The sequence below is a fragment of the Burkholderia sp. 9775_39 genome (assembly GCF_015712225.1).
GTDB classification, from domain to species: Bacteria; Pseudomonadota; Gammaproteobacteria; order Burkholderiales; family Burkholderiaceae; genus Burkholderia; species Burkholderia cenocepacia.
Genome location: NZ_JACCQC010000013.1, coordinates 80,165 through 100,630, shown reverse-complemented (window position 1 = coordinate 100,630; position 20,466 = coordinate 80,165). Strand labels below are relative to the sequence as shown.

22 protein-coding genes are annotated in these 20,466 nt (G+C 68.0%); 8 read left to right on the top strand and 14 right to left on the bottom strand.

Annotated elements, in window-relative coordinates; all coding sequences use genetic code 11:
• Positions 1–444 precede the first annotated feature (444 nt).
• The 3 genes from H0X90_RS19035 (at position 445) to H0X90_RS19025 (ending at position 2,398) form a co-directional block, all read left to right on the top strand.
• Positions 445–735 (top strand): DUF3331 domain-containing protein, encoded by a 291-nt coding sequence (locus tag H0X90_RS19035; protein ID WP_006484717.1) that lies wholly within the window; start codon positions 445–447, stop codon positions 733–735.
• Positions 736–896: 161 nt separating this feature from the next.
• Complete coding sequence (locus H0X90_RS19030; protein WP_006484712.1) at positions 897–1,883, top strand: oxidoreductase; 987 nt, start codon at positions 897–899, stop codon at positions 1,881–1,883.
• Between the two features lie 215 nt (positions 1,884–2,098).
• Positions 2,099–2,398, top strand: coding sequence for a DUF4148 domain-containing protein (locus tag H0X90_RS19025; protein WP_006484704.1), 300 nt, complete (start codon positions 2,099–2,101; stop codon positions 2,396–2,398).
• A gap of 193 nt (positions 2,399–2,591) precedes the next feature.
• On the opposite strand, the gene H0X90_RS19020 is transcribed toward H0X90_RS19025, so the two are convergent.
• The 6 genes from H0X90_RS19020 to H0X90_RS18995 form a co-directional block, all read right to left on the bottom strand.
• Positions 2,592–3,797: a TauD/TfdA family dioxygenase gene (locus tag H0X90_RS19020; RefSeq protein WP_060211938.1), complete on the bottom strand. Its 1,206-nt coding sequence runs from the start codon at positions 3,795–3,797 to the stop codon at positions 2,592–2,594.
• Positions 3,798–3,820: 23 nt separating this feature from the next.
• A complete protein-coding gene (locus H0X90_RS19015) occupies positions 3,821–4,777 on the bottom strand; it encodes an alpha/beta hydrolase (RefSeq protein WP_077189098.1) in 957 nt (318 codons plus the stop codon).
• Between the two features lie 50 nt (positions 4,778–4,827).
• Complete coding sequence (locus H0X90_RS19010) at positions 4,828–5,316, bottom strand: thioesterase family protein (RefSeq protein ID WP_077189099.1); 489 nt, start codon at positions 5,314–5,316, stop codon at positions 4,828–4,830.
• A gap of 3 nt (positions 5,317–5,319) precedes the next feature.
• A complete protein-coding gene (locus H0X90_RS19005) occupies positions 5,320–6,285 on the bottom strand; it encodes an L-carnitine dehydrogenase (protein WP_058903445.1) in 966 nt (321 codons plus the stop codon).
• A gap of 94 nt (positions 6,286–6,379) precedes the next feature.
• Positions 6,380–7,309 (bottom strand): 3-keto-5-aminohexanoate cleavage protein, encoded by a 930-nt coding sequence (locus H0X90_RS19000; protein ID WP_006484708.1) that lies wholly within the window; start codon positions 7,307–7,309, stop codon positions 6,380–6,382.
• Positions 7,310–7,370: 61 nt separating this feature from the next.
• Positions 7,371–8,324 (bottom strand): choline ABC transporter substrate-binding protein, encoded by a 954-nt coding sequence (locus tag H0X90_RS18995; protein WP_006498766.1) that lies wholly within the window; start codon positions 8,322–8,324, stop codon positions 7,371–7,373.
• A gap of 378 nt (positions 8,325–8,702) precedes the next feature.
• Between H0X90_RS18995 and H0X90_RS18990 the strand changes: the two genes are divergently transcribed.
• Entirely contained in the window at positions 8,703–8,936 is a 234-nt protein-coding gene (locus H0X90_RS18990) for a hypothetical protein (RefSeq protein ID WP_124550714.1), read from the top strand.
• Between the two features lie 51 nt (positions 8,937–8,987).
• On the opposite strand, the gene H0X90_RS18985 is transcribed toward H0X90_RS18990, so the two are convergent.
• Positions 8,988–9,869, bottom strand: coding sequence for a LysR family transcriptional regulator (locus H0X90_RS18985; RefSeq protein ID WP_060211943.1), 882 nt, complete (start codon positions 9,867–9,869; stop codon positions 8,988–8,990).
• Between the two features lie 121 nt (positions 9,870–9,990).
• Here H0X90_RS18985 and H0X90_RS18980 point away from each other — a divergent pair, with 121 nt between their 5' ends.
• Positions 9,991–10,434: a DMT family transporter gene (locus H0X90_RS18980; protein WP_006498764.1), complete on the top strand. Its 444-nt coding sequence runs from the start codon at positions 9,991–9,993 to the stop codon at positions 10,432–10,434.
• A 54-nt stretch (positions 10,435–10,488) separates the two neighbouring features.
• Here the strand turns inward: H0X90_RS18980 and H0X90_RS18975 are convergent, their stop codons facing one another.
• The 7 genes from H0X90_RS18975 to H0X90_RS18945 are packed head-to-tail and all read right to left on the bottom strand — an operon-like array spanning position 10,489 to position 15,976.
• Positions 10,489–11,994 (bottom strand): aldehyde dehydrogenase family protein, encoded by a 1,506-nt coding sequence (locus tag H0X90_RS18975; RefSeq protein WP_006484740.1) that lies wholly within the window; start codon positions 11,992–11,994, stop codon positions 10,489–10,491.
• 33 nt (positions 11,995–12,027) lie between these two features.
• Positions 12,028–12,504: a cytochrome c gene (locus H0X90_RS18970; protein ID WP_102898680.1), complete on the bottom strand. Its 477-nt coding sequence runs from the start codon at positions 12,502–12,504 to the stop codon at positions 12,028–12,030.
• A 38-nt stretch (positions 12,505–12,542) separates the two neighbouring features.
• Positions 12,543–13,043, bottom strand: a complete 501-nt coding sequence (locus H0X90_RS18965; RefSeq protein ID WP_006483796.1) for a cytochrome c — start codon at positions 13,041–13,043, stop codon at positions 12,543–12,545.
• Complete coding sequence (locus H0X90_RS18960) at positions 13,040–13,585, bottom strand: methylamine dehydrogenase light chain (protein ID WP_034201987.1); 546 nt, start codon at positions 13,583–13,585, stop codon at positions 13,040–13,042. The genes H0X90_RS18965 and H0X90_RS18960 overlap by 4 nt, the downstream gene beginning before the upstream one ends.
• A gap of 39 nt (positions 13,586–13,624) precedes the next feature.
• Positions 13,625–14,260, bottom strand: coding sequence for a methylamine dehydrogenase accessory protein MauD (gene mauD / locus H0X90_RS18955; protein ID WP_043206082.1), 636 nt, complete (start codon positions 14,258–14,260; stop codon positions 13,625–13,627).
• Positions 14,257–14,811: a MauE/DoxX family redox-associated membrane protein gene (locus tag H0X90_RS18950; protein WP_034201986.1), complete on the bottom strand. Its 555-nt coding sequence runs from the start codon at positions 14,809–14,811 to the stop codon at positions 14,257–14,259. The genes mauD and H0X90_RS18950 overlap by 4 nt, the downstream gene beginning before the upstream one ends.
• 7 nt (positions 14,812–14,818) lie before the next feature.
• Positions 14,819–15,976, bottom strand: a complete 1,158-nt coding sequence (locus H0X90_RS18945; RefSeq protein WP_077189101.1) for an amine dehydrogenase large subunit — start codon at positions 15,974–15,976, stop codon at positions 14,819–14,821.
• A gap of 240 nt (positions 15,977–16,216) precedes the next feature.
• On the opposite strand from H0X90_RS18945, the gene H0X90_RS18940 reads away from it, so the two are divergent.
• From H0X90_RS18940 to H0X90_RS18930, 3 genes are all read left to right on the top strand, one after another.
• A complete protein-coding gene (locus H0X90_RS18940) occupies positions 16,217–17,179 on the top strand; it encodes a helix-turn-helix domain-containing protein (protein WP_006483804.1) in 963 nt (320 codons plus the stop codon).
• Positions 17,180–17,306: 127 nt separating this feature from the next.
• On the top strand, positions 17,307–18,251 hold the full coding sequence (locus tag H0X90_RS18935) for a GlxA family transcriptional regulator (protein ID WP_077189102.1): 945 nt from the start codon (positions 17,307–17,309) through the stop codon (positions 18,249–18,251).
• Between the two features lie 491 nt (positions 18,252–18,742).
• Positions 18,743–20,455 carry a M36 family metallopeptidase gene (locus H0X90_RS18930; RefSeq protein ID WP_048985100.1) on the top strand — a complete coding sequence of 571 codons (1,713 nt, stop codon included), beginning with the start codon at positions 18,743–18,745 and terminating at the stop codon, positions 20,453–20,455.
• Positions 20,456–20,466: the final 11 nt, after the last annotated feature.

Below are 20,466 nucleotides of genomic sequence, written 5' to 3'. Positions count from 1 at the left end.
TTTTTCGGCGCCGTTCGGCACGGCGAGCGGCGCAACCTGACAAAAAAGTCATGTTCGCGTCAGGGTGTCAACGGGTGGCGCACGCCATCATGGCGTTGCCGGACCGCGCTTCCGGTACATCGCCTCCCCGCCCGCGCAGGATCCCTGCGGGCACCTCCGTCCTCCGGCGATGTATCCCGTGACTGGGCGAGCAGACACGGCGCGCGGGCCGATTTTCCGCCCCGGACGTCCCCGTCCGGGGCTTTTTGTCCTTGGTTTTTCAAGAAAATAAGCGTGGATTGTTTCTAAATCGGCAAAAGGTAATTTGAGCCAGACAGGATGTTTTTTCCGGTCACAGACGCTTACATTTAGCGCACCACTCATGGAAACCCCTACGGATTCCCCCTTGGGTAGTGACACCCCACTGCCATGGCCGAACCCGCACGGGCTTTAGGAAACGGCAAAATGAAGGCCTCCAAATCCCTGCCTGCGCTCGATCCCGCCGACGTCCACGTCGAAATCCTCGAACGTTCCGATACGCTGCTCGTCGTCCGCTGGGTCGAACCCGGCCGCTGTCACTACGGCGAACAGCGCTGGCGCCGCCGCTTCGCGCAGCGCACCGGCACTTGCGCGCTGTCGCGCCAGGTCATCCATCGCGGCGACGAAGTGTTCCGCCCGGCCGAGCGCCCGGCCCCCGCGAACGCCGCCGCCATGATCTCCGCCGCCGAAGTACTCGCGCTGGCCGGCAGCAGGTAACACCTGCCGGCCGCGCGCCGGGCTCGCGGCGCCACGCGCCAGCCCTAGAAGCGCCGGTCTAGTTCCCCCGCTTGTCTGCTCCGTCCGCCCGCACTATCGTTACACCACTCAATGTAACGATTACGTGCCGCGGCCGACCGGCTGCGCCAATGGAGGCAGACATGCATGCATGGAGCGCGCGCCACGTCCCGGCGCAAGGCGGCAAGATCGCGGTCGTGACCGGCGCCAACAGCGGTCTCGGCTGGCAGCTCGCGGAAACGCTGGCCGCGAAAGGCGCGACGGTCGTGATGGGCTGCCGCGACGCCGCACGCGGCGCGCAGGCGGCCGACGCAATCCGCCGGCTTCATCCTCATGCCCGCGTCGAAGTCGATCCGCTCGACCTCGCCGATCTCGCGTCGATCGCCCGCTTCGCCGCCGACGTCGGCGAACGCCACGGCCGCGTCGACATCCTCTGCAACAACGCCGGTGTGATGTTCCTGCCGCTGCGGCACACGCGCGACGGCTTCGAGATGCAATTCGGCACCAACCACCTCGGCCATTTCGCGCTGACCGGCCAGTTGCTGCCGGCGCTACGCGCCGCGCGCCGGGCGCGCGTCGTCACGATGTCGAGCGGCTTCAACCGCGGCGGCCGGATTCGTGTCGACGACCTGCGCGCCACGCAGCGCTACAACCGTTATCTCGCCTACTGCGACAGCAAGCTCGCGAACCTCGTGTTCGCGATCGAGTTGCAGCGCCGTTTCGAGCGCGCGGCGTTCGCCGGCATCAGCGTCGCCGCACACCCCGGCTACGCGGCGACCAACCTGCAGTTCGCGGGCCCGGCGATGGACAGTTCCCCGGCCCGCGCCGCGCTGATGCGTGCCGCGAACCGTTATCTCGCGCAGCCGGCCGACCAGGGCGCGCTGCCCGCGATCCATGCGGCAACGTCGCCCGATCTGGCGGGCGGCGCGTACATCGGCCCGTCCGGCTGGTTCGAGTCGCGCGGGCTGCCGGCGCCGGCGAGCGTACCGCGCGCGGCACGCAACGTGGCGTCGGCGGCATTGCTGTGGGAGGCCTCGGAAGCCGCCACGGGCGTGCGCTTCCTCAGCGCCGGGGCGCCCGCCGCACGCGCGCCGGGCCGGCCGTTCGATGCGGCGGCCGAAGCACGCTGAACCGCCCGCGCGCGATCTCGATATTCTTCATACTTATTACGGCAACCGAAAAGAAAGCCCGTTGAAAGACTGATTCGACGCTCCACTGTTACCAGACAGGAAACAATCTATCGTCAAAATCAAGCGTTTACCCTGAACCGCCCGGTGACTAAGATTTGATCAATCGCTCAAGACATGGTGTCGAGAGCGAACTCAATAAAACACCGGAGGTCACCATGAAATCGCTCGTTTCCGCAGTCGTTGCCGCTGCCGCCCTGTCCGCTTCGTTCGGCGCATTCGCCCAAAGCACCGTGACGCGCGCTCAAGTGCGCAACGAACTGGTCCAGCTCGAAAAGGCCGGCTACAAGCCGGGTCTGTCGAGCCCGTACTACCCGAACGACATCCAGAGCGCCGAAGCGCGCGTTCATGGCGCCGACACCAGCGGCTACGGCGCGCAACCGGCTCCGCTCGTCCACTCGGGCGCACCGGCTGCCGCGTCGTCGAACGCACGCGACTCGATCTTCTTCGGCCAGTAAGCCGACGCGCCCCCGGCGGGCGCCGCGCGTCGCGCGCTGAAGTCAAGCAGTCCGGACGAGCCCCCTTCGCGGGGCTCGTCTTTTTTGTGAAACGCATACCTCCGCCGCCCGGCAGCGGGTGGCTTCGCCCGGACGCCTGGCGTCCGGGTGCTTTTTCCCGAACAGGTGTGCGAGAAGGCGCCGTGCGTGTCGGTCAGCGCGCCGCGGCCGCAGCCCCGGCCGGCGCCAATCGCGACAGCACGCGCCACCGCGACAGCAACTCGTCGCGATCGACGTAACAGCCCTGCAAGTGCCGGCGGCCCGTCGACGGGTCGAACTCGGTGCGCGCGTGCAGCACGCGCCGGTTGTCGAACGCCCACATGTCGCCTGCCCGCAACCGGCGCTGCACGCGAAAACGCGGCTCGCGCGCCAGCGCGAGGAACCGCCGATACGCACGATAGACGGCCGTCACCGCGCCGGCCGGCGCATCGAGCGGGCCGCGCAGGAAATTCGCGACACGCACTTCCGTCACATGGCCGCGCGCATCGAGCCCGATCACCGGCGCCGAACAGCGGTAGTCGCTGTTCGCGCTCTTGTTCCAGAACTCGAACGGCGTCGATGCGAGCCGCTCGAAATCGTCCGGATGTTCGCGCCGCAACGCATCCGCGAGCGCGAAGCCATCGAGGAAAATGCTGTCGCCGCCCGTCGCGTCGTTCGCGAGGCAGTGCAGGAACTGCACGCCCGGCTGCAATTCGCGCGTCGGCAGATCGGTGTGCGGCGGAAGATTCAGCGACGTATACGCATTGCTGTCCGGGCGCGGCTTCGATTCGACGTCGAACAGCACGCCGAAATTGCTTTCGCGGATCAGGCCGACGCGGCGCGCGATCTCGTCGACACGGCCGCGCTCGGCCGGCACGCCTTCGACGAGCGTCAACCCCGTGCGCTGCAACGCGCCGAGCCATGCCAGCAACGCGCGGTCGTCCTCCATCACGTCGCGCCACGCGAACACGCCGATCGCCGTCGCATCGTCGCCGGTCCATACGTGCCGCCGATGCGCGGCCAGACGCTCCGCGCGCGATGCGTCGTCGTACGCATGCGCACGCAACCAGCCCGGCGACCACGCACTGCGGTGCCCGTCGTTCCATTCCACATGCAGCGCGCCATCGGTTTCGACGTGCACGGTGAGCGCGGACAGATCCTCGCGCGCATCGGCGATCTCGAACACCTGTTCGCGCGTGATCGCGTGCACGCACGCGGAACACGCGCAGTTGTCGCGCAGCCAGTCGAAATGGAACGGCGAGCGTCGCGCGTCGCTCCACTCGACGTCCACCGCGCCATCGCCGATCGTCGCCGCCGCGATGGCCGCGTCGGCCGAAAACGTCCGCCAGTCCTCGATACGGTGTTGCGCCGCTGCCTGCATCGTTGCCTCCCCGAAAACGCCCGCTACGCGTGTGGTGCGAGCAAGAACCCGCCGACCATCCGGTGCATCCGTGCGGCCTGCGGGCTCGTTCCGAGCGCGCGCCAGCAGCCATGCACCAGCCCCTCTCCCATCCAGCCGTGCGCGACCCCGCCGGCCGCGCGAATCCGTTCGACGTACACGCGCGCATCGTCGCGCAGCGGATCGTGCTCGGCGCCGATCGCGAGCACTGGCGGCAAGCCGTCGAAGCGTGTGGCTTCGAGCGGCACCGACGCGCGCAGCAGCGGGTCATCGCTCAGCAGCACGGCCGACAGGTCGCCGTTCCAGTACAGCGCGCGATAGCGATGCACGTCGTCGAGCGTCAGCATCGGCGCGTGCGCTTCCGTTTCGCGCGCGGGCGATTGCGGTTCGAAACCGAGCATCGGATAGACGAGCGCGATGCCGTCCACGTTGCGTTCGCCCGCATCGCGCAGCGCGGTCGCCACCGCCGCCGCGAGCATCCCGCCCGCGCTGTCGCCCGCGAGCGTCAGCGGATGCGCGCACGGCCCGAACGGCCAGCGCGCATCGCGTGCGGCGCGCGTGACTTCCACGCAATCGTCGAGCGCGGCCGGCGCGCGGTGTTCGGGCGCCAGCCGATAGTCGACGGCGATCACATCGAGGCCGGTATCGGCCGCCAGTTGCGCGGTGATCAGCGCATGACTGTCGAGCGAGCCGACGACGAAACCGCCGCCATGAAAAAACAACACCGTGCCGCGTGGCGTGCCGTGCGCGGACGTATAGCGCCGCAGCGCGATCGGGCGGCCGTCCGGCGCGTGCCACACGGCGTCCCGCCGCACGATGCCGGCCGGCAGCGCGGCCGGCGTCCATTCGGCCGCGAAGCGGTCGTAGAGGCGGCGCTGCTCGTCGGGCGAGCGCGCCGCCGCATCGGCCGGATACCACGCGTCGACGGCCGCGACGAACGCCGCGATTTCCGGTTCGAGCATCGTGTGCGCTCCGCGATCGAGGATGACGATGGAAAAGATGACGCGCGTTGCTAGCGCCGCGGCGGCAACCCGATCACGCGGCCCGCATAAGCGGGCGCCGCGCAATCGCGCTGCAATGCGTGCAGTTCGGCCACGCGCGCGGCCACGTCGTCGTCGAACGGCGCCGACTTCGCACCGCCGCGCGTATTGACGTGCAGCAGCATCTGCTCGCTCGCCGATACCGCGTCGTCATGCCCGTCGGCGAACAGTTCGAGATACAGATGCAGCCGCTTCGCGTCGTGCGCCAGCACGCGCGCATCGACGCGCACCGGCGCGCCTTCCTTGATCTCGTGCAGGTAGTTCACGTGCGCTTCGAGCGTATAGACCGAGCGGCCCCGCTCGCGACGCGCGGCGTCGTCGAGGCCGATGCGATCCAGCAGCGCATCGGTCGCGAAGCTGAAGATCAGCAGATAGAACGCATCGCGCAGGTGGCCGTTGTAGTCGACCCATTCGGGCCGCACCACGTCGCGGTAAATCGTCAGCGGGGTATCGCCCGTCATCGTCTAGTCCTCGAATCGCATCCCGTGCCGCGCCTTCACCGCGGCGATCGATTTCAGCACCTCGGTGATGCACTCGTCGCGATAGCGTTCGAGCTCCTTGATGCTGCGCGTGCCCTGCTGTTCGGTCGTGCCTTCGACGACGCTGTCGATCAGCGCGTCGGTCAACGTCGGCGCGACCAGCTTCGTCCACGGCAGTTCGAGCGCGGGGCCGAATTGCTGCATGAAGTGTCGCATGCCCGCGTCGCCGCCGGCCAGCGTGTAGGTGAGGAACGTGCCCATGAACGACCAGCGGATGCCCGCGCCGAAGCGGATCGCATCGTCGATCTCGCCGGTGGTCGCGACGCCTTCGTTGACGAGATGCAGCGCCTCGCGCCACAACGCTTCGAGCAAACGATCCGCGATGAAGCCCGGCACTTCCTTGCGCACGTGCAGCGGCCGCATGCCGAGCTTGCGATAGATCTCCATCGCGCCTTCGACCGCTTCCGGCGACGTGCGCGCGCCGCCGAGCACCTCGACGAGCGGCAGCAGGTACACGGGGTTGAACGGGTGACCGACCACGCAGCGCTCCGGATGCGTCGCCCGCGCGTAGAAATCGGTCGGCAGCAGCCCCGACGTCGACGACGCGATGATCGCGTCGGGCTTCGCCGCGCGGCTGATCTGCTCGTGCAGTTCGAGCTTCAGCGCCTCGCGCTCGGGCGCGCTTTCCTGGATGAAATCCGCATCGCCGACGCACGCCTCGATCGTCGACACGAACCGCAACCGCGCGGGATCGGCGCCCGGTGCGAGGCCGACGCGTTCGAGCGCGGGCCACGCGTTCGCGACGTTCGCGCGCAGCCGCGCTTCGGCGCCCGGCGCCGGGTCCCACACGACCACGTCGAGACCGTGCGCGAGCGCGCGGGAAATCCATCCGCTGCCGATCACGCCGGTGCCGATGGCGGCAAACGTCTTGATGTCGGTCTTCACAGCCATGTCAACGCATCCTTCAAATCAGGGGAAATCGGGGGGCGGCCGCGCGGAGACGCACGCCGCCATGTCATGTCAGTCGGCGAGACGGTGAAACGGCTCACGCGAATTCGGCAACCGCACGGCGTTCGAGCAGTCGCTCGCCGCGCGCCGGCAGGCCTAGCTTGCGGCGGCCCTCGGCCGGCGTCAGCACGCGGCCGCCGAGGCGTTCGACGATCTCGCGGGCGCGTTCGACGAGCGTGCCGTTGGTCGCATGCACGCCGCGGTCGAGCCAGATGTTGTCTTCGAGGCCCACGCGCACGTGGCCGCCGAGCAGCATCGCCTGCGCGACCATCGGCATCTGCATGCGGCCGATCCCGAAGCCGGCCCAGTGCGCGCCCGGCGGCAGGTTGTCGACCATCGCCTTCATCGTGCCCGTGTCGGCCGGCGCGCCCCACGGAATGCCGAGGCACAGCTGGAACAGCGGCGGATCGTCGAGCAGCCCTTCCTTCAGCAGTTGCTTCGCGAACCACAGATGGCCCGTATCGAAGATCTCCAGTTCCGGTTTCACGCCGAGTTCCTGGATGCGTTTCGCGCCGGCGCGCAACTGCGCGGGCGTCGACACGTAGATGTAGTCGCCGTCGCCGAAATTCAGCGTGCCGCAGTCGAGCGTGCAGATCTCGGGCAGCAACTCCTCGACGTGCGCCAGGCGCGTGAGGCCGCCGACCAGGTCGGTCCCCTTGCCGAAGCGCATCGGGTCCTCGCCCGGGCCGATCTCGAGATCGCCGCCCATCCCGGCCGTCAGGTTGATGATCACGTCGACGTCGGCCGAGCGGATGCGGTCGACCACCTCGCGATACAGGTTCGGGTCGCGGCTGCCGCGCCCCGTCTGCGGATCGCGCACGTGGCAGTGGGCGACCGTCGCGCCGGCCTTCGCGGCTTCGATCGCGGCGGCCGCGATCTCCTTCGGCGTGACCGGAATCGCCGGATGCTTGCCGACCGTATCGCCCGCGCCCGTGACGGCGCAGGTGATGATGACTTCGTGGTTCATACTGGATGCCTCGCTTGATTCGGGTTGTGTCGCATTGCAGATAGCGCGTGGGCGCCGGCCGTTACAGGCCGAGATACGCCTTCACGGCAGGCAGGCCGTCCTTGCCGTCGAACGTCTTGACGCCCGCGAGCCACGGATCGAGCACCTGCGGGTTCTTCTTCAGGTATGCCTTCGCGGCCTCGGCCGGCTTGGTCTTGTTCATCACCGACTGCATCAGCTGGTTCTCGAGCTGCGTCGAGAAGCGCAGGTTCGTCACGAGCTTGCCCGCGTTCGGGCAACGCGCGATGAAGTCGGGCGCGGTCAGCGTGTACACGCGCGCTTCGCCGTAGTTCGGGCCGAACGCCGCGTCGCCGCCGGACAGGTAGTTCATGCTGAGCTGGATGTTCATCGGATGCGGCTCCCACCCGAGGAACACGACCCACTTCTTCTCGCGGATCGCGCGCTCGACCGTCACCAGCATCCCGGCCTCGCTCGATTCGACGAGCTTGAAGCCGCCGAGCCCGTACTGGTTCGTGTCGATCATCTTCTGGATCGTCGCGTTCGCGCTGCTGCCCGGCTCGATCCCGTAGATCTTGCCGTCGAGCTCCGCACGATGCTTCGCGATGTCGTCGAAGGTCTTCAGGCCGGCCTGGTATTCATAGCTCGGGACCGCGAGCGTCGCCTTCGCGCCGGACAGGTTCGGCGGTTCGACGACGTTGATCGACTTGCTGTCGAGGAACGGTTGCAGCTGCTTCTGCTGCACGGGCCACCAGTAGCCGAGCGACACGTCGAGCTGCTTGCTCTTGAGGCCGGCAAACGAGATCGGCACCGACGCGATCGTCGTGGTCGGCTTGTAGCCGAGCGCCTCGAACACGGTCGACGCGAGCGCGGTGGTCGACGTGATGTCGGTCCAGCCGATATCCGCGAAACGCACGGTGCGGCAGGTCGCGGCCTCCGTCTCGGCAAGCGCGGCGTGCGTGAACGCGCCGGTCGCCAGCACGGCCGCGGCGAGCGCGGCGATCTTCGTCGACTTCATGGTTCGATTCCTCCCGGTTGGTCTCGCGGCAGCCGGTGCGCGGAGTGTGCGCCGGCCTGCATCGTGGGAGTAAAAGTAACGAGCCATATTCGCCGCGAGAAGACCGGCGGCGACCTGTTCTTGCCTATTTGCGACTATGAGTGGAAACCACTAGCTTGCGCTTGAGGCTTTCCTGACGGGGGTTTGGGGTTTTTTGGGGGATCGGCGGGATTGCCCGGAAGCGGCGCACGCCTTTCGATTCCGCCACGGCCTTGCTGACAGACTTCCGACACGTCGCCGGATGCCGTGGGCGGGCCCTATGCTGGAAGCCGCCGGGCGATCGCGCGCGGCCCGCCAGTTGCCGCGCCGCCCCGGGCCCGGGTACTGCGTATCACTGAAATGGACGGAGACGAACATGACCGGCCGTCGCGATGTCCGTCTCCGGTTTCTTCGGCCAGGAGCAATACGATGCTTGTCGCTTTCTTCGTCGTCGCCCTTTTTGCCATCATCGTGGCCATGCATCGCGGCGTGACGCGCGGTGCGAATGCGAAACTTGGCGCGCGATTCGACGCGGAAGGCCCGCGCGGCGAGCTATCGCGGCGGTTGATGCGCGACGCGGGGTACCGCGTCTGAGTCATGACGTCGGTTCGATCGAACCCGCGTGTCGATCAGGAAGCGCGCCGTTCAGCCCGCCGTCACCACCCGTGCGAACGCCTGCGCCAGCACCGTCGGCTGCGCCGGCAGCACCAGCGCGCATACCGACTTCGCGTCTTCATCGGAAATCGGCACGAACACGACGCCGTCGATCCCGACGCTCGCCATCCGCGCCGGCACGATTGCCACGCCCCGGCCGGCCGCGACGAGATTCAGCATCGACGTCTTCGGCGACACGATCCGCGCGGCCACCGGCACGAAGCCCCGCTTCAGGCACAGATCGATGACGACGCGCGCGAGGCCGCCCCGCTCGCGATACACGGCCGACACGAACGGCTCCCGCCGCAACCGCGCGATCGCGATGCGCTTGCGGCCCGCGAGCGCGTGATCGGCAGGCACCGCCACGCACAGGCGCTCGGCCGCCAGTTCGACGAAGCGCACGCGTGCATCGCGCCGCAGCACCGGCAGCCGAACGATCCCGATATCGGCATGGCCGTTCGCGATTTCGGTCACCTGATCCTCGGACGACGCGCGGTCGAGATCGATCCGCGCGCCCGGACAATCCCGCATGAAGCGGTCGAGATCCGGCATCAGGCTGCTGACGGGCACGGTACTGGAATGCAGCAGCCGCAGCACGCCGGCTTCCCCGCGCGACAATTGCGAGCCTTCGTCGGCAGCCGCCGTCAGCGTGGCCGGGATCGACGCCACGCGTTCGCGGTAGATCGCGCCGGCCGGCGTGAGCCGCACGCCCCTTGGCTTGCGGTCGAACAGCACGAAACCGAGTTCGTCCTCGAGCTGGCCGATCTGCCGGCTGAGCGCCGACTGCGCGACATGAAGCGCGCCCGCGGCCGGCGTGAAGCCGCCGAGGTCCGCCACGGTCAGGAAATACTGGATTTGCCGGAGTGATGGCATGCCGAAACGAGATGGATGAACGCCAGATTCGATATTTGCGTTATACCGGCGTGCTCCGCAGAATGAAAGCCTTCCGTGCCGGAATCACCGTTGCGGCCATCCTTGCGGAGCGTTCATCGTCGTGGCTACCCTCCTGTCTTACCTGCTGGTCGTGGCGGCCGGCATCAGCGTGGCGTTGCAGCAGGTGCTCAACGCGAACCTGCGTGCGCAGATCGGCTCACCGTGGTGGGCCGGCTCGGTCAGCTATCTCGTCGGCCTCGCCGCGATGCTGGCGGTCGCGTTGCTGTCGCCTCATCCGCGCCTGAGCGGCACGTTTTCCGGGGCGGGGTCGTGGTTCAGCTGGACGGGGGGAGTGTTCGGCGCGGTATTCGTCGGCGTCGCGATCCTGATGGTGCCGCGCCTGGGCGCGGCGACGACGCTCGCGCTGATCGTCGTCGGCCAGATGACCGGCGCGCTCGTGTTCGACCACTTCGGCGTACTGGGCATCCAGCAGCATTCGGCGAGCCCGATCCGCGTCGCGGGCGCGGCGTGCCTCATCCTCGGGGTCGTGCTGATCCGCGCTTGACAGCGCGTGCGTGCGTTCCCGATCCGCCGGCCACGCACGCGCTCGCCGCGACGCTCACGCGTAGTTCATCATCACCGACTTGCTTTCCGTGTACTGGTCGATCACCGCGCGACCGAGTTCGCGGCCGAAGCCCGACTGCTTCATCCCGCCGAACGGCAGCGCGTTGTCGAGCAGCGAGTGGCAGTTGACCCACACGGTGCCCGCGGCAATACGCGGGACCAGCTTGTGGATCGCGGACAGATCGTTCGACCAGATGCTCGCGCCGAGGCCGTACGGCGTGTCGTTCGCGAGCTGCACGGCCGTATCGACGTCGTCGAACGGCATCGCGACGAGCACCGGCCCGAAGATCTCCTCGCGCACCACGCGCATCGCCTGCGTCGTATCCACCAGCACCGTCGGTTCGACGAAGAAGCCGGGGCCGTCGATCGCGCGGCCGCCTGCGGCGGCACGCGCGCCCTCGCCGAACCCCGAGTCGATGTAACCGCACACGCGCTCGCGCTGCTTCGCCGAGACGAGCGGGCCGATCTGCGTTGCCGGGTCCATCCCCGGGCCGATCTTCAGGCTCGCGGCGATCTTCGCGACGCGCTCGATCACGCCGTCGAACACCTTCGAATGGATGTAGGCGCGCGAGCCGGCCGTGCACACCTGCCCCTGGTTGAAGAAGATCGCGTTCGCGACGCCCTGGGCGGCCTTGTCGAGATCGACGTCGGGCAGCACGATCACCGGTGACTTGCCGCCGAGTTCCAGCGACATCCGCGTCATGTTGTCGAGCGCCGCGTGGCCGATCGTCTTGCCCGTCTGCGTCGATCCGGTGAACGCGATCTTGTCGATGCGCGGATCGCGCGACAACGCGGCGCCCGCCGTGTGACCGTAGCCGGTGACGATATTGACGACACCGTCCGGAAACCCGGCCGCCTGGATCAGCTCGCCCAGCCGCAGCGCGCTCAACGGCGTATCCTCAGCAGGCTTCAGCACGACGGTGCAGCCGGTCGCGAGCGCCGGCGCGATTTTCCACGCGGCCATCAGCAGCGGGAAATTCCACGGGATGATCGCGCCGACCACGCCCACGGGTTCCTTTCTCGTATAGGCGAAGATCTCGCTGTCCGGCAGGTACGGCATGCCGGCATCGATCACGCTGCCTTCGATCTTCGTCGCCCAGCCGGCCATGTAGCGGAAGCACTGCGCGGCCATCGCGACGTCGAGCCCCTGCGCGACCATCACCGGCTTGCCGTTGTCCAGCGATTCGATCTCGGCCAGCTCGCGCGCGTTGGCTTCGATCAGGTCGGCCAGCACGAGCATCAGGCGCTCGCGGTCGGTGGTCTTCGCGGTGCGCCACGGGCCCGCATCGAAGGCGCGGCGCGCGGCGGCGACCGCCTGCTGCACGTCGCGCTCGTCCGCTTCGGGCACGCGCGCAATCACGGTGCCGTCGGCCGGGTTCACCACATCGAGCTGGCGGCCCGACGCGGCATCGCTCCATTCGGCGCCGATCAGCATCTGCTTCGGCTTCGCGAGAAACGCGCGCGTCGCGTCGAGCAGCGCAAAGGTTTCGTTCGTCTCCATGTTCACGTTTCCTTGATTCGTTGAGTGAGTCGGTCAGTAGCGATCCGTAACGCCGTCGATGCCGCGCGCCTGCAACGCGCGGACGAGACCGGCGCGCTCGGTCGCGACGTCGGACAGCGCGGGGCGGCGGTGCGCGGCGACTTCCGCGGCCGTATAAGGCTTGAAGTCGCGCGGCAATGCATCGCGGTTCATCGTCGTGAGCACCCAGTTCAGCACGTCGGCCAGTTCCCGATCCGACAGCGCCGAGTTCGACGCGCCGGGCACGCGCATCACGTACTCGCGCCCGGCCGGCACATGCGTGAAATAGCCGAGCGAATTCGCGAGCGGCGGCACCTTGCCGGGAATGCCGCCGCCCGTCGCCGTGTGGCAGCCCATGCAGTTGAGCACCCAGTGTTGCCGGGCGAGCACGGCGTCGGCCGCACCGTCGGCCCGCGCGGACGTGGCAAACGCGCACGCCAGCAGCAGCCAGCCCGACACGCGACGCGCCACGCTGCCCAGCCGCGACGCCACCGCGCAGCACGTGCGCCGCGCCGGCGAGCACGCGCCGCTCACAGGCCGAGCCCCTTGATCACCACCGCGCGCTGCGCATGCACGGCCGCGCCGTCCATCGGCTTCGCGCGCGCCGCCCGGATATCGGCCGCGGTGAACGGTTTCGCATCGCCGTGCTGCGCATCGAGGTCGAACACGACGTAATTGAGCAAGTGCGCGATGTCGTCGTCGCTCGCGCTCGCGAACGACGGCATCTTGAAGTTGTAGCGCTTGTCGTGCACCTCGATCTCGCCGAACATCCCGTGCAGCAGCGTCGCGATCAGTTGAGCACGCCCGGCTTCCACCGTCGCGTACTTGCCCGGATACTCGGTCAGCGGCGGCGCGAGGCCGTCCTGCCCTTTCCCGCCCGCCTGGTGGCACACCGCGCACTGCGCGTCGAACAGGCCTTTCCCGGCCGGGTAACGCACGGTTTCCTGTGCGTTGCCCGCGCCGGGCAACGCGAAGGCCGTCGCGGCCGTCATGCATGCAACGATGCGCTTTCCTGCTTGCTTCACTTTCATTGCTTCGCCGCTCCCAGCAGAACCGAAACCGAACAGTGGTAATTCGAGTTACCGTTCGCCATGCACCAGTTGATGTCGTTGTTCAGCGACAGCTTGTACAGCGGCTTCTCGCGCTCGTTGCGGTTGCAGAAGCACTTGCCGCACGAGGTCTTGCCGCAGCAGTCGTTGTACGACACGATGTAGTCCGACCCGTCGTGCGGGTTGCGGCAGGTGCCGATCCACGTGATCGGCGAAGGCGTCGTGCCCGGCGGGCAACTGCTCGACGTGCCGCCGCAGCAGCTGCAGAGCCAGCCGTCGATCGCGCAGTATTTCCAGTAGTCGCAGCTCATCGGATCGTCGCTCGCACCCGCGGCGGCGGTGCCGGATGCGCCCGACGGACCCGACGCCGCATCGGCCGCATACGCGGTGCGATCGACGGGCAGCAACGGCAGCAGCGCCGAACCGACCAGCACCTTGCCGAGCCTTGCCATCGCGCTGCGCCGCGAACTGTGCTGCGCGACGCCGCGCGCCGACCGCTCGAACCATGAATCAAACACGCCCATGTCGTCGTTCTCCAATGACGTTGAAAAAGGTTCGGCCGGTCATGCGTGCTGCGCGTGCGCATCGTGCGCATCGTGGCTGTGATCGCCGTGCACGAACTGCTGCAGCGACGCGACGCCGCGCTCCTTCGCCTCGAACAGGCTCTCCAGGTGCTCGCGCGTGTTGACGAGCCCCTTCGCGCGCACGGTGCCGGTTTCGTCGAGCAGCACCGCATACGGCAGCTTGCCGATCTGGTACGCGAGGCCGAGCTCCTGCGACAGCACGTACGGGAAGCGCCCGAGGTCGTGCTTTCGCGCGAAGCGCGTGTGTTCGTCGGCATCGCCGTCGCTCGCGAGCACGATGTTCACGGGCGTCGCTTCGCTGGCCTGCAGCGACGGCAGCAGCGGCAGCAGCTTCTTGCAGACGGGGCACGTCGGCGACAGGAAGAACAGCAGCGTGGCCTTGCCCGAGGCGTCGATGCCGCCGACCTTCACGTGCGCGCCGCGAATGTCGGTCAGTTCGAACGTCGGCGCGATCGCGCCGACGGCCGGCCCCTTGTCGATCATCAGCGCGCCGGCCGGCATGATGCGTTCGTACAGGATGCCGATCTGGCGCACCAGCGCGAGGCAGATCGCGCCGAGCGCGAGGACGGCCACCCACAGCAGGGCGGTGGAAACGGTGAGAGCGGTTTGCATCATGAATTCCTCAGGTGGGAAAGGCGCGGGACGTTGGCGAGCAGCACGTCGACGGTGAGCAGCGCGCAGACGATCAGCAGCACGGAGAAGAACAGCGTCAGGTAGTCGAACCACACGACGGCGCGCGTGCCCGGCTCGACGAACGCGGTCGCGGCCAGCGCGACGAGCAGCAGCACGCGGCCGACATGCAGCCAGCCGATGCCGCGCGGTGCGTCCGCACGGGCGGCGGTGAAACCGGAACAGCCGCAGTCGATGTCGGTGTGGCCGCGCAGCAGGTTGATCGCGAGCCCGGCCGCGAACGCCAGGAGCAGCGCGATCAGGCCGATCGCGCCGGCCGTGCGCGTGTCGGGAAACAGCAGCGCCGCGGCGCCGAGCGCTTCCGCGAGCGGAAGCGCGAACGCGACGGGCGCGGTCAGCGCGTCGGGCAGCAGCCGGTAGCCGGCGAGTGCCTGGCGAAATTCGGCGGGCCGGCGCATCTTCGCGAAGGCGCCGAGCAGCACCACGACGGCCGCGCCGGCCTGCGCGCTGGTGGCGAGTACGGGATCGAGGGTCATCGCGGCCTCACGGGTTGACGAGCAGCGACGACGTGTTGCCGATCTGCTTCTCGACGTGCTGCAGCGCGCCGGTACGCGCATCCATCACGACGAGATCGGAGGTCGCCGTCAGCCCGTAGAACAGCGGCTTGTCGTCCTCGCTGACCTGGATCGACACGAGCGGCTCGACCTTCTGCTGCGCGAGATCCCAGCGCGCGACGCGCTGCTTCGACTTCAGGTCGTACACCCACACCTGCGTGCCGGGATCCTTGTGCGACCCGTCGGTGCCCTTGTGCATCAGCACGTAGTAACGGTTCTGCTTCGCCTGCACGGCCGTCTGCTGCATGCCGCCCGGCCGCCAGCCTTCGGCGCGCTCGGCGTCCGTCAGCAGCGACCACGGCTTGCCGAATGCCGGCTTGTCGCCGCTGAAATCGGCGCTGCGCACGTTGCCGCCGTAGGTGGTGAACAGGTAATCGCCCTTGTACCGCGACGCGTTCACGAACGCCGGATCCTTGTCGACGTCGATGAACGCGTCCGACATCGTGCGCTTCGCCTCCTTGCCGTTCGCGTCGAGCGTGACGGTCAGCGCCTTGCCGCTTTCGCACAGCGCGGTGAAGCGGTCGTTACCGGCCGGATACGCGAGCACGCATGCGGCCGTGTCGATCTCCGACAGCACCTTCTTCGATACGGCGTCGATCACGGTCACCGAGGCGGCCGGCGTGATGTTCGCGACGTACAACCGCTTGCCGTCGGCGCTGAACGCGGTGTTGTACGGCGACGGCACGTGCTGCGCATGCTTCGCCGGAATCACGATCTCGCCCGCATGATCGAGCGTCGTGTTGTCGATGATTTCGACGACGTCGGTGCGCGTGCCGTGCGAGCCGCGCGAGAAGTAGGTCGTCGCGACGACACTCGCTTTGCGGTCGGGCGCGATCGCGAAGCCGGGACCGAAGCCGCCGTCGATCTGGCCGAGCAGCTTCTTCGCGTCGGCGTCGTAGACGTAGATGCGCCCGTCCGTCATCGACGGCATCGAGATGTCGACGATATAGATCTCGTGCGGATGCCACGGCGGCATCTTCTGCACGACCAGTTCCTCGGGTTTTTCCGTCGCGTTCGCGCTGCCGGCCCATGCCGCCGCCAACGCCAGCGTCGCCGCGAGCGCCGCGGTTCGTCGCCTTGTCCTCATGCCGCCTCCAGTGGGAATTCACGTTATGTGGGGCGACTGTAGTTCGACAATAAATGCCGTCAGCACCCGGACCGGCAACGTGTGCGTGCCGATTCGGGATATTGGAAATGCGTGTGAAAGCCGCGCGGCCGCGTGCCTTCCGACCCTCTGAAACACCCGCGCGGAATAGCGCTCGCCCTGATTGCGCCGACCGCTCGGTCGGTTTAATCTTGCGCGGTCCGAACGATCGCCGGAGGCACCGTGCTCGTGTTACATCAGAGGTTCGACGACGCAGACCGGCATGCCGAGGCGTTGCGCGGCTGGAACCAGCGTTACGACCAGATCGGTTCCGGCGCGTATCGCAGCGCGGTCAAACACGCGGTGCTCGACGGCGTGCAGCTGTTCCAGGAAACGGCAAACGTGCGCATCATCCAGCGCGGATGTCTGCCACACGGCCATACGGTGTTCGGGATGCCGCTCACCGGCTCGGGCGCCTTCGCGTTCGGCGGCGCGCGCGTCGAGCGCGGCACGATCGTGATGGCGCGTGGCGGCACACCGTTCGAACTCCATTCACCGGACGAGATGTCGCTGATCGGGGTGGTCGTCCACCCCGAACTGATGCAGCAGATCGAAGATGCCGCCGACGTCCGGCTGGACGCACGCACGCTGCGGCACGGCGTCGTGGAGGTGCCGGTCGCCGCGCGCGAACGTGCGAGCATGCAACTCGCGACGCTGCTCGAGCGCGTGCTGTCGGCGCCCGATACGTTCGACGCGGCACGCGCGCAGTGCGCGATCCGCGCCGAGGTCGGCAATGTGCTGGTCGATCTCCTCACGTACCGGATGCCCGAGCCGCCGAACCGGCTCACGCACGCATGCCACGCCGACATCGTGCGCCGCGTGCATGACTACGTGATCGAGCACCCGGAAGCGCCCGTCGACATCCTGAGCCTGTGCACGCAACTGCGCGTCAGCCGGCGCACGATGCAGAACAGCTTCCAGTCGGTCGTGCAGACGGGCCCGCTCAACTACACACGCTCGCTGCGCCTCGCGCAAGTCCGACGCCTGCTGCTCGACACGCGGCAATCCGACCTGCCGATCAGCGAGGCGGCCGCACGCTGGGGCTTCATTCATCTCGGGCATTTCGCGAAAGCGTACAAGGCCCAGTTCGGCGAACTGCCGTCGGCAACGGCGCGCCGCACGATGCGCGACGCAAAAACGCGCTGAGCGCCGGCAAAACCCGCGATAATCCCGGCTTGACCGTTCTGCGCCTGCGAACCGGGCGCGGCCCGCGCCGGCTCGCTCGGCGCGTCGCGCGATACGCGACGACCACCGGATTCGATCCCCTGCCCCGATGCCCGAGGATTTCCATTTCCTGCTGCTGCCCGGCTTTTCCGCGCTCGGCTTCATGTCCGCGGTCGAGCCGCTGCGCGTCGCGAACCGCTTTCGCACCGAACTGTATCGCTGGCACGTGATCAGCGCGGACGGCGCGCCCGTCGCCGCGAGCAACGGCATTCCGGTCGCCGCCGAGGCCGCGTGCGCGGACGTCCCGCAGGTCGATACGGTATTCGTCGTCGCGGGCTTCGATCCGCTCGTGTGCTACACGCGCACGCTCGGCGACTGGCTGCGCCGCCAGCACCGGCATGGTGCAACGCTCGGCGGCATCGATACGGGCAGCTTCGTGCTCGCGGAAGCCGGGCTGTTCGACGCGTCGCAGCCGCTCACGCTGCACTGGGAAGCGCTGGCCGCATTCCGCGAGCGCTATCCCGGCCTGAACGCGACGCAGGAGCTGTTCGAGATCGACGACCGGCGCATCACCTGTGCGGGCGGCACCGCGTCGATCGACATGATGCTCGACCTGATCGGTCGCCGGCACGGCGCCGACCTCGCGGCGGCGATCTCCGAGCAGTTCGTCGTGAGCCGCATCCGGCAGCGCTCGGACAGCCAGCGGCTCGAGATCGCCGCGCGCTACGGCGTGCACAACCGCAAACTGATCCAGGTGATCGGCACGATGCGGCGGCACATGGACAACCCGCTCGGCTCCGACGCGCTCGCGCGGGAAGTCTCGATCACGCGGCGCCAGCTCGAGCGGCTGTTCAGCGCGACGCTGAACGACACGCCGACGCACTTCTACCTGAACCTGCGTCTCGATCGCGCCCGCGAACTGCTGCAGCAGACCGACATGAGCATCACGTCGGTGTGCGTCGCGTGCGGCTTCGAATCGCCGTCGCATTTTTCGCGTACCTATCGCGCGCGATTCGGGATGAGCCCGCGCAGCGACCGGCGGGCGACACGCTGATCGTCGCAGCTTTTAATCACAATCCGGCGCGGTATTGCGCGTTCCGGCAGCGTTTCCCGCCGCCCGCTGAACAATGCCGGCGATTGATCGACCGACCGAAGCGATCGTCGAAAATAATTTGGAATGTCGCTGAAAATATTCTGTAACATACCAAAAAAAGTTAGATAGGCAGCCTAACGGACCGGCACGCCGCGTCTCGACGCGCATCGCGCCACGCAGGCTGCCAACCGATATCGATCCGATCCGAGGGGTATGACATGACGATGCTCGCTTCGCCGTCGCCGCACCTGCCTGCCGTTCGCATCCCTTCACGCGCGTCCCCCGCTTCGCCTGCCCGCTTCTTTTCGACCTGACATTTAGGTTTCCTTAGTCAGTCGAGACTCTCCACACCGCTTCGCCGCACCGGTTCCATCGAACCGGCGCGCGGGCCGTGTCGTGCCTGTTCGCCACGAGCGTGCGGGCGTGTCCAACCGTTGAGATGAGGATCACGTATGCAGACATCACGCAAAGCATTGCCGTTCGCCCTGGGTCTCGCGCTCGGTTTCGGCATCGTCGGCGGCACCGTGGCCGATACGAAAGTATCGAACCCGCAGGCCGCGAGCCTGCGCGAAAGCCTGACGCGCGGCGTCGCGCCGCCGGCCGCGAAGGCCGACACGGCCGCCGGGCAATTCCGCGCGGACGGCGTCGCCGTCACGCTGTACAACCCGGCCTACCGCGCCAGGAAGGCCGCCGCGACGCCTGCCGCCACCGCACGCGACTTCGTCGCGTCGCAGGCGGCGCAACTCGGGCTCGACGCGGCCGCGCTCGCGAGCCTCGTCGTCACGTCGGAACGCAACGACGCCGACTTCACCGTCGTGCGCCTGCAGCAGCAAGCCGCCGGATTGCCCGTGTACGGCAGCGAGATCGCGGTGACCGTCGCGAAGGACGGCCGCATCCTGTACGTCGCGAGCAACACGATCAACGGCGTGGTCGCGACGACGCGCAAGTCGCAGGCCGTCGACCAGCAGCAGGCGCTCGACCGCGCCCGTGCGTATCTCGGCGTGAGCGGCTTCACGCATCTCGATGCGCAACTCGTCGCGTTCGTCGACAAGGCCGGCACGCATACCGCGTGGAAGGTGCGCGGCCGCCCGCAGGACGGCCCGAAGGGCGATTGGGAACTGCTGATCGATTCGGGCAGCGGCGAAGTGCTGCGCGCCGAGGACAAGGCGTTCTACGCGACCGACGGCACCGGCTTCGTGTTCCGCCCCGATCCGCTGTCGCCGACGAAAAGCAGCTACGGCAGCACGGGCTACAAGGACGGCAACGACGCCGACTCGACGCAACTCACGGCCGCCCGCGTGCGCGTGACGCTGAAGGATCTCGCGCAGTCGGGCACCCGCTACACGCTGACGGGCCCGTACGCGGCGTGCGTCGATTTCGATGCGCCGCTCGACAAGGCGTGCCCGTCGCAGTCGACGCCCGCGTTCGAATTCACGCGCGGCAACCTGTATTTCGAGGCCGTGAACGTGTACTACCACATCGACACGTTCCTGCGCTACGTGAACCAGACCCTCGGCATCAAGGCGTTGCCGTACCAGTACACGGGCGGCGTGCAGTACGACCCGCACGGCGAATCGGGCGACGACAACTCGTCGTATTCGTCTAGCAGCGGCCGGCTGACCTTCGGGCAAGGCGGCGTCGACGACGCGGAAGACGCGGACGTCGTGATCCACGAGCTCGGCCACGGTATCCACGACTGGATCACCAACGGCGGCCTGTCGCAACAGGAAGGCTTGTCGGAAGGCACCGGCGACTATCTCGCCGCCGCGTACAGCCGCGACTTCAACCAGTGGAGCCCGTCGGATGCGCAGTATCACTGGGTCTACAACTGGGACGGCCACAACGAGTTCTGGGGCGGCCGCGTGACCAACTGGAACGTCGGGCGCACCTATGCGCAGGCGCGCGGCGCGGAGATCCACACGGCCGGCCAGTACTGGGCGTCGTGCAACCTCGTCGCGCGCGACGCGATCGGCGCGCAGGCGATGGACAAGGCGTTCCTGAAGGGGCTGTCGATGACCAACGGCTCGACCAACCAGAAGGCCGCCGCGCAGGCCGTGCTGACGGCCGCGTCCGCGCTCGGCTACAGCAGCGCGCAGCTCACCGCGATCGGCAACGCGTACAACAAGAGCTGCACGTACGGCGTGACCGTCCCGCAGAAGTCGTAATACCGCAGCAG

What these genes read in the sequence shown, in the direction of transcription:
- H0X90_RS19030 (WP_006484712.1), top strand. Translation starts at nt 897, where the DNA reads ATGCATGCATGGAGCGCGCGCCACGTCCCGGCGCAAGGCGGCAAGATC.
- H0X90_RS19015 (WP_077189098.1), bottom strand. Translation starts at nt 4,777, where the DNA reads ATGCTCGAACCGGAAATCGCGGCGTTCGTCGCGGCCGTCGACGCGTGG.
- H0X90_RS19035 (WP_006484717.1), top strand. Translation starts at nt 445, where the DNA reads ATGAAGGCCTCCAAATCCCTGCCTGCGCTCGATCCCGCCGACGTCCAC.
- mauD (WP_043206082.1), bottom strand. Translation starts at nt 14,260, where the DNA reads ATGATGCAAACCGCTCTCACCGTTTCCACCGCCCTGCTGTGGGTGGCC.
- H0X90_RS19020 (WP_060211938.1), bottom strand. Translation starts at nt 3,797, where the DNA reads ATGCAGGCAGCGGCGCAACACCGTATCGAGGACTGGCGGACGTTTTCG.
- H0X90_RS19005 (WP_058903445.1), bottom strand. Translation starts at nt 6,285, where the DNA reads ATGGCTGTGAAGACCGACATCAAGACGTTTGCCGCCATCGGCACCGGC.
- H0X90_RS18995 (WP_006498766.1), bottom strand. Translation starts at nt 8,324, where the DNA reads ATGAAGTCGACGAAGATCGCCGCGCTCGCCGCGGCCGTGCTGGCGACC.
- H0X90_RS18945 (WP_077189101.1), bottom strand. Translation starts at nt 15,976, where the DNA reads ATGAGGACAAGGCGACGAACCGCGGCGCTCGCGGCGACGCTGGCGTTG.
- H0X90_RS18965 (WP_006483796.1), bottom strand. Translation starts at nt 13,043, where the DNA reads ATGAAAGTGAAGCAAGCAGGAAAGCGCATCGTTGCATGCATGACGGCC.
- H0X90_RS19000 (WP_006484708.1), bottom strand. Translation starts at nt 7,309, where the DNA reads ATGAACCACGAAGTCATCATCACCTGCGCCGTCACGGGCGCGGGCGAT.
- H0X90_RS18990 (WP_124550714.1), top strand. Translation starts at nt 8,703, where the DNA reads ATGGACGGAGACGAACATGACCGGCCGTCGCGATGTCCGTCTCCGGTT.
- H0X90_RS18935 (WP_077189102.1), top strand. Translation starts at nt 17,307, where the DNA reads ATGCCCGAGGATTTCCATTTCCTGCTGCTGCCCGGCTTTTCCGCGCTC.
- H0X90_RS19025 (WP_006484704.1), top strand. Translation starts at nt 2,099, where the DNA reads ATGAAATCGCTCGTTTCCGCAGTCGTTGCCGCTGCCGCCCTGTCCGCT.
- H0X90_RS18985 (WP_060211943.1), bottom strand. Translation starts at nt 9,869, where the DNA reads ATGCCATCACTCCGGCAAATCCAGTATTTCCTGACCGTGGCGGACCTC.
- H0X90_RS18960 (WP_034201987.1), bottom strand. Translation starts at nt 13,585, where the DNA reads ATGGGCGTGTTTGATTCATGGTTCGAGCGGTCGGCGCGCGGCGTCGCG.
- H0X90_RS18975 (WP_006484740.1), bottom strand. Translation starts at nt 11,994, where the DNA reads ATGGAGACGAACGAAACCTTTGCGCTGCTCGACGCGACGCGCGCGTTT.
- H0X90_RS19010 (WP_077189099.1), bottom strand. Translation starts at nt 5,316, where the DNA reads ATGACGGGCGATACCCCGCTGACGATTTACCGCGACGTGGTGCGGCCC.
- H0X90_RS18950 (WP_034201986.1), bottom strand. Translation starts at nt 14,811, where the DNA reads ATGACCCTCGATCCCGTACTCGCCACCAGCGCGCAGGCCGGCGCGGCC.
- H0X90_RS18930 (WP_048985100.1), top strand. Translation starts at nt 18,743, where the DNA reads ATGCAGACATCACGCAAAGCATTGCCGTTCGCCCTGGGTCTCGCGCTC.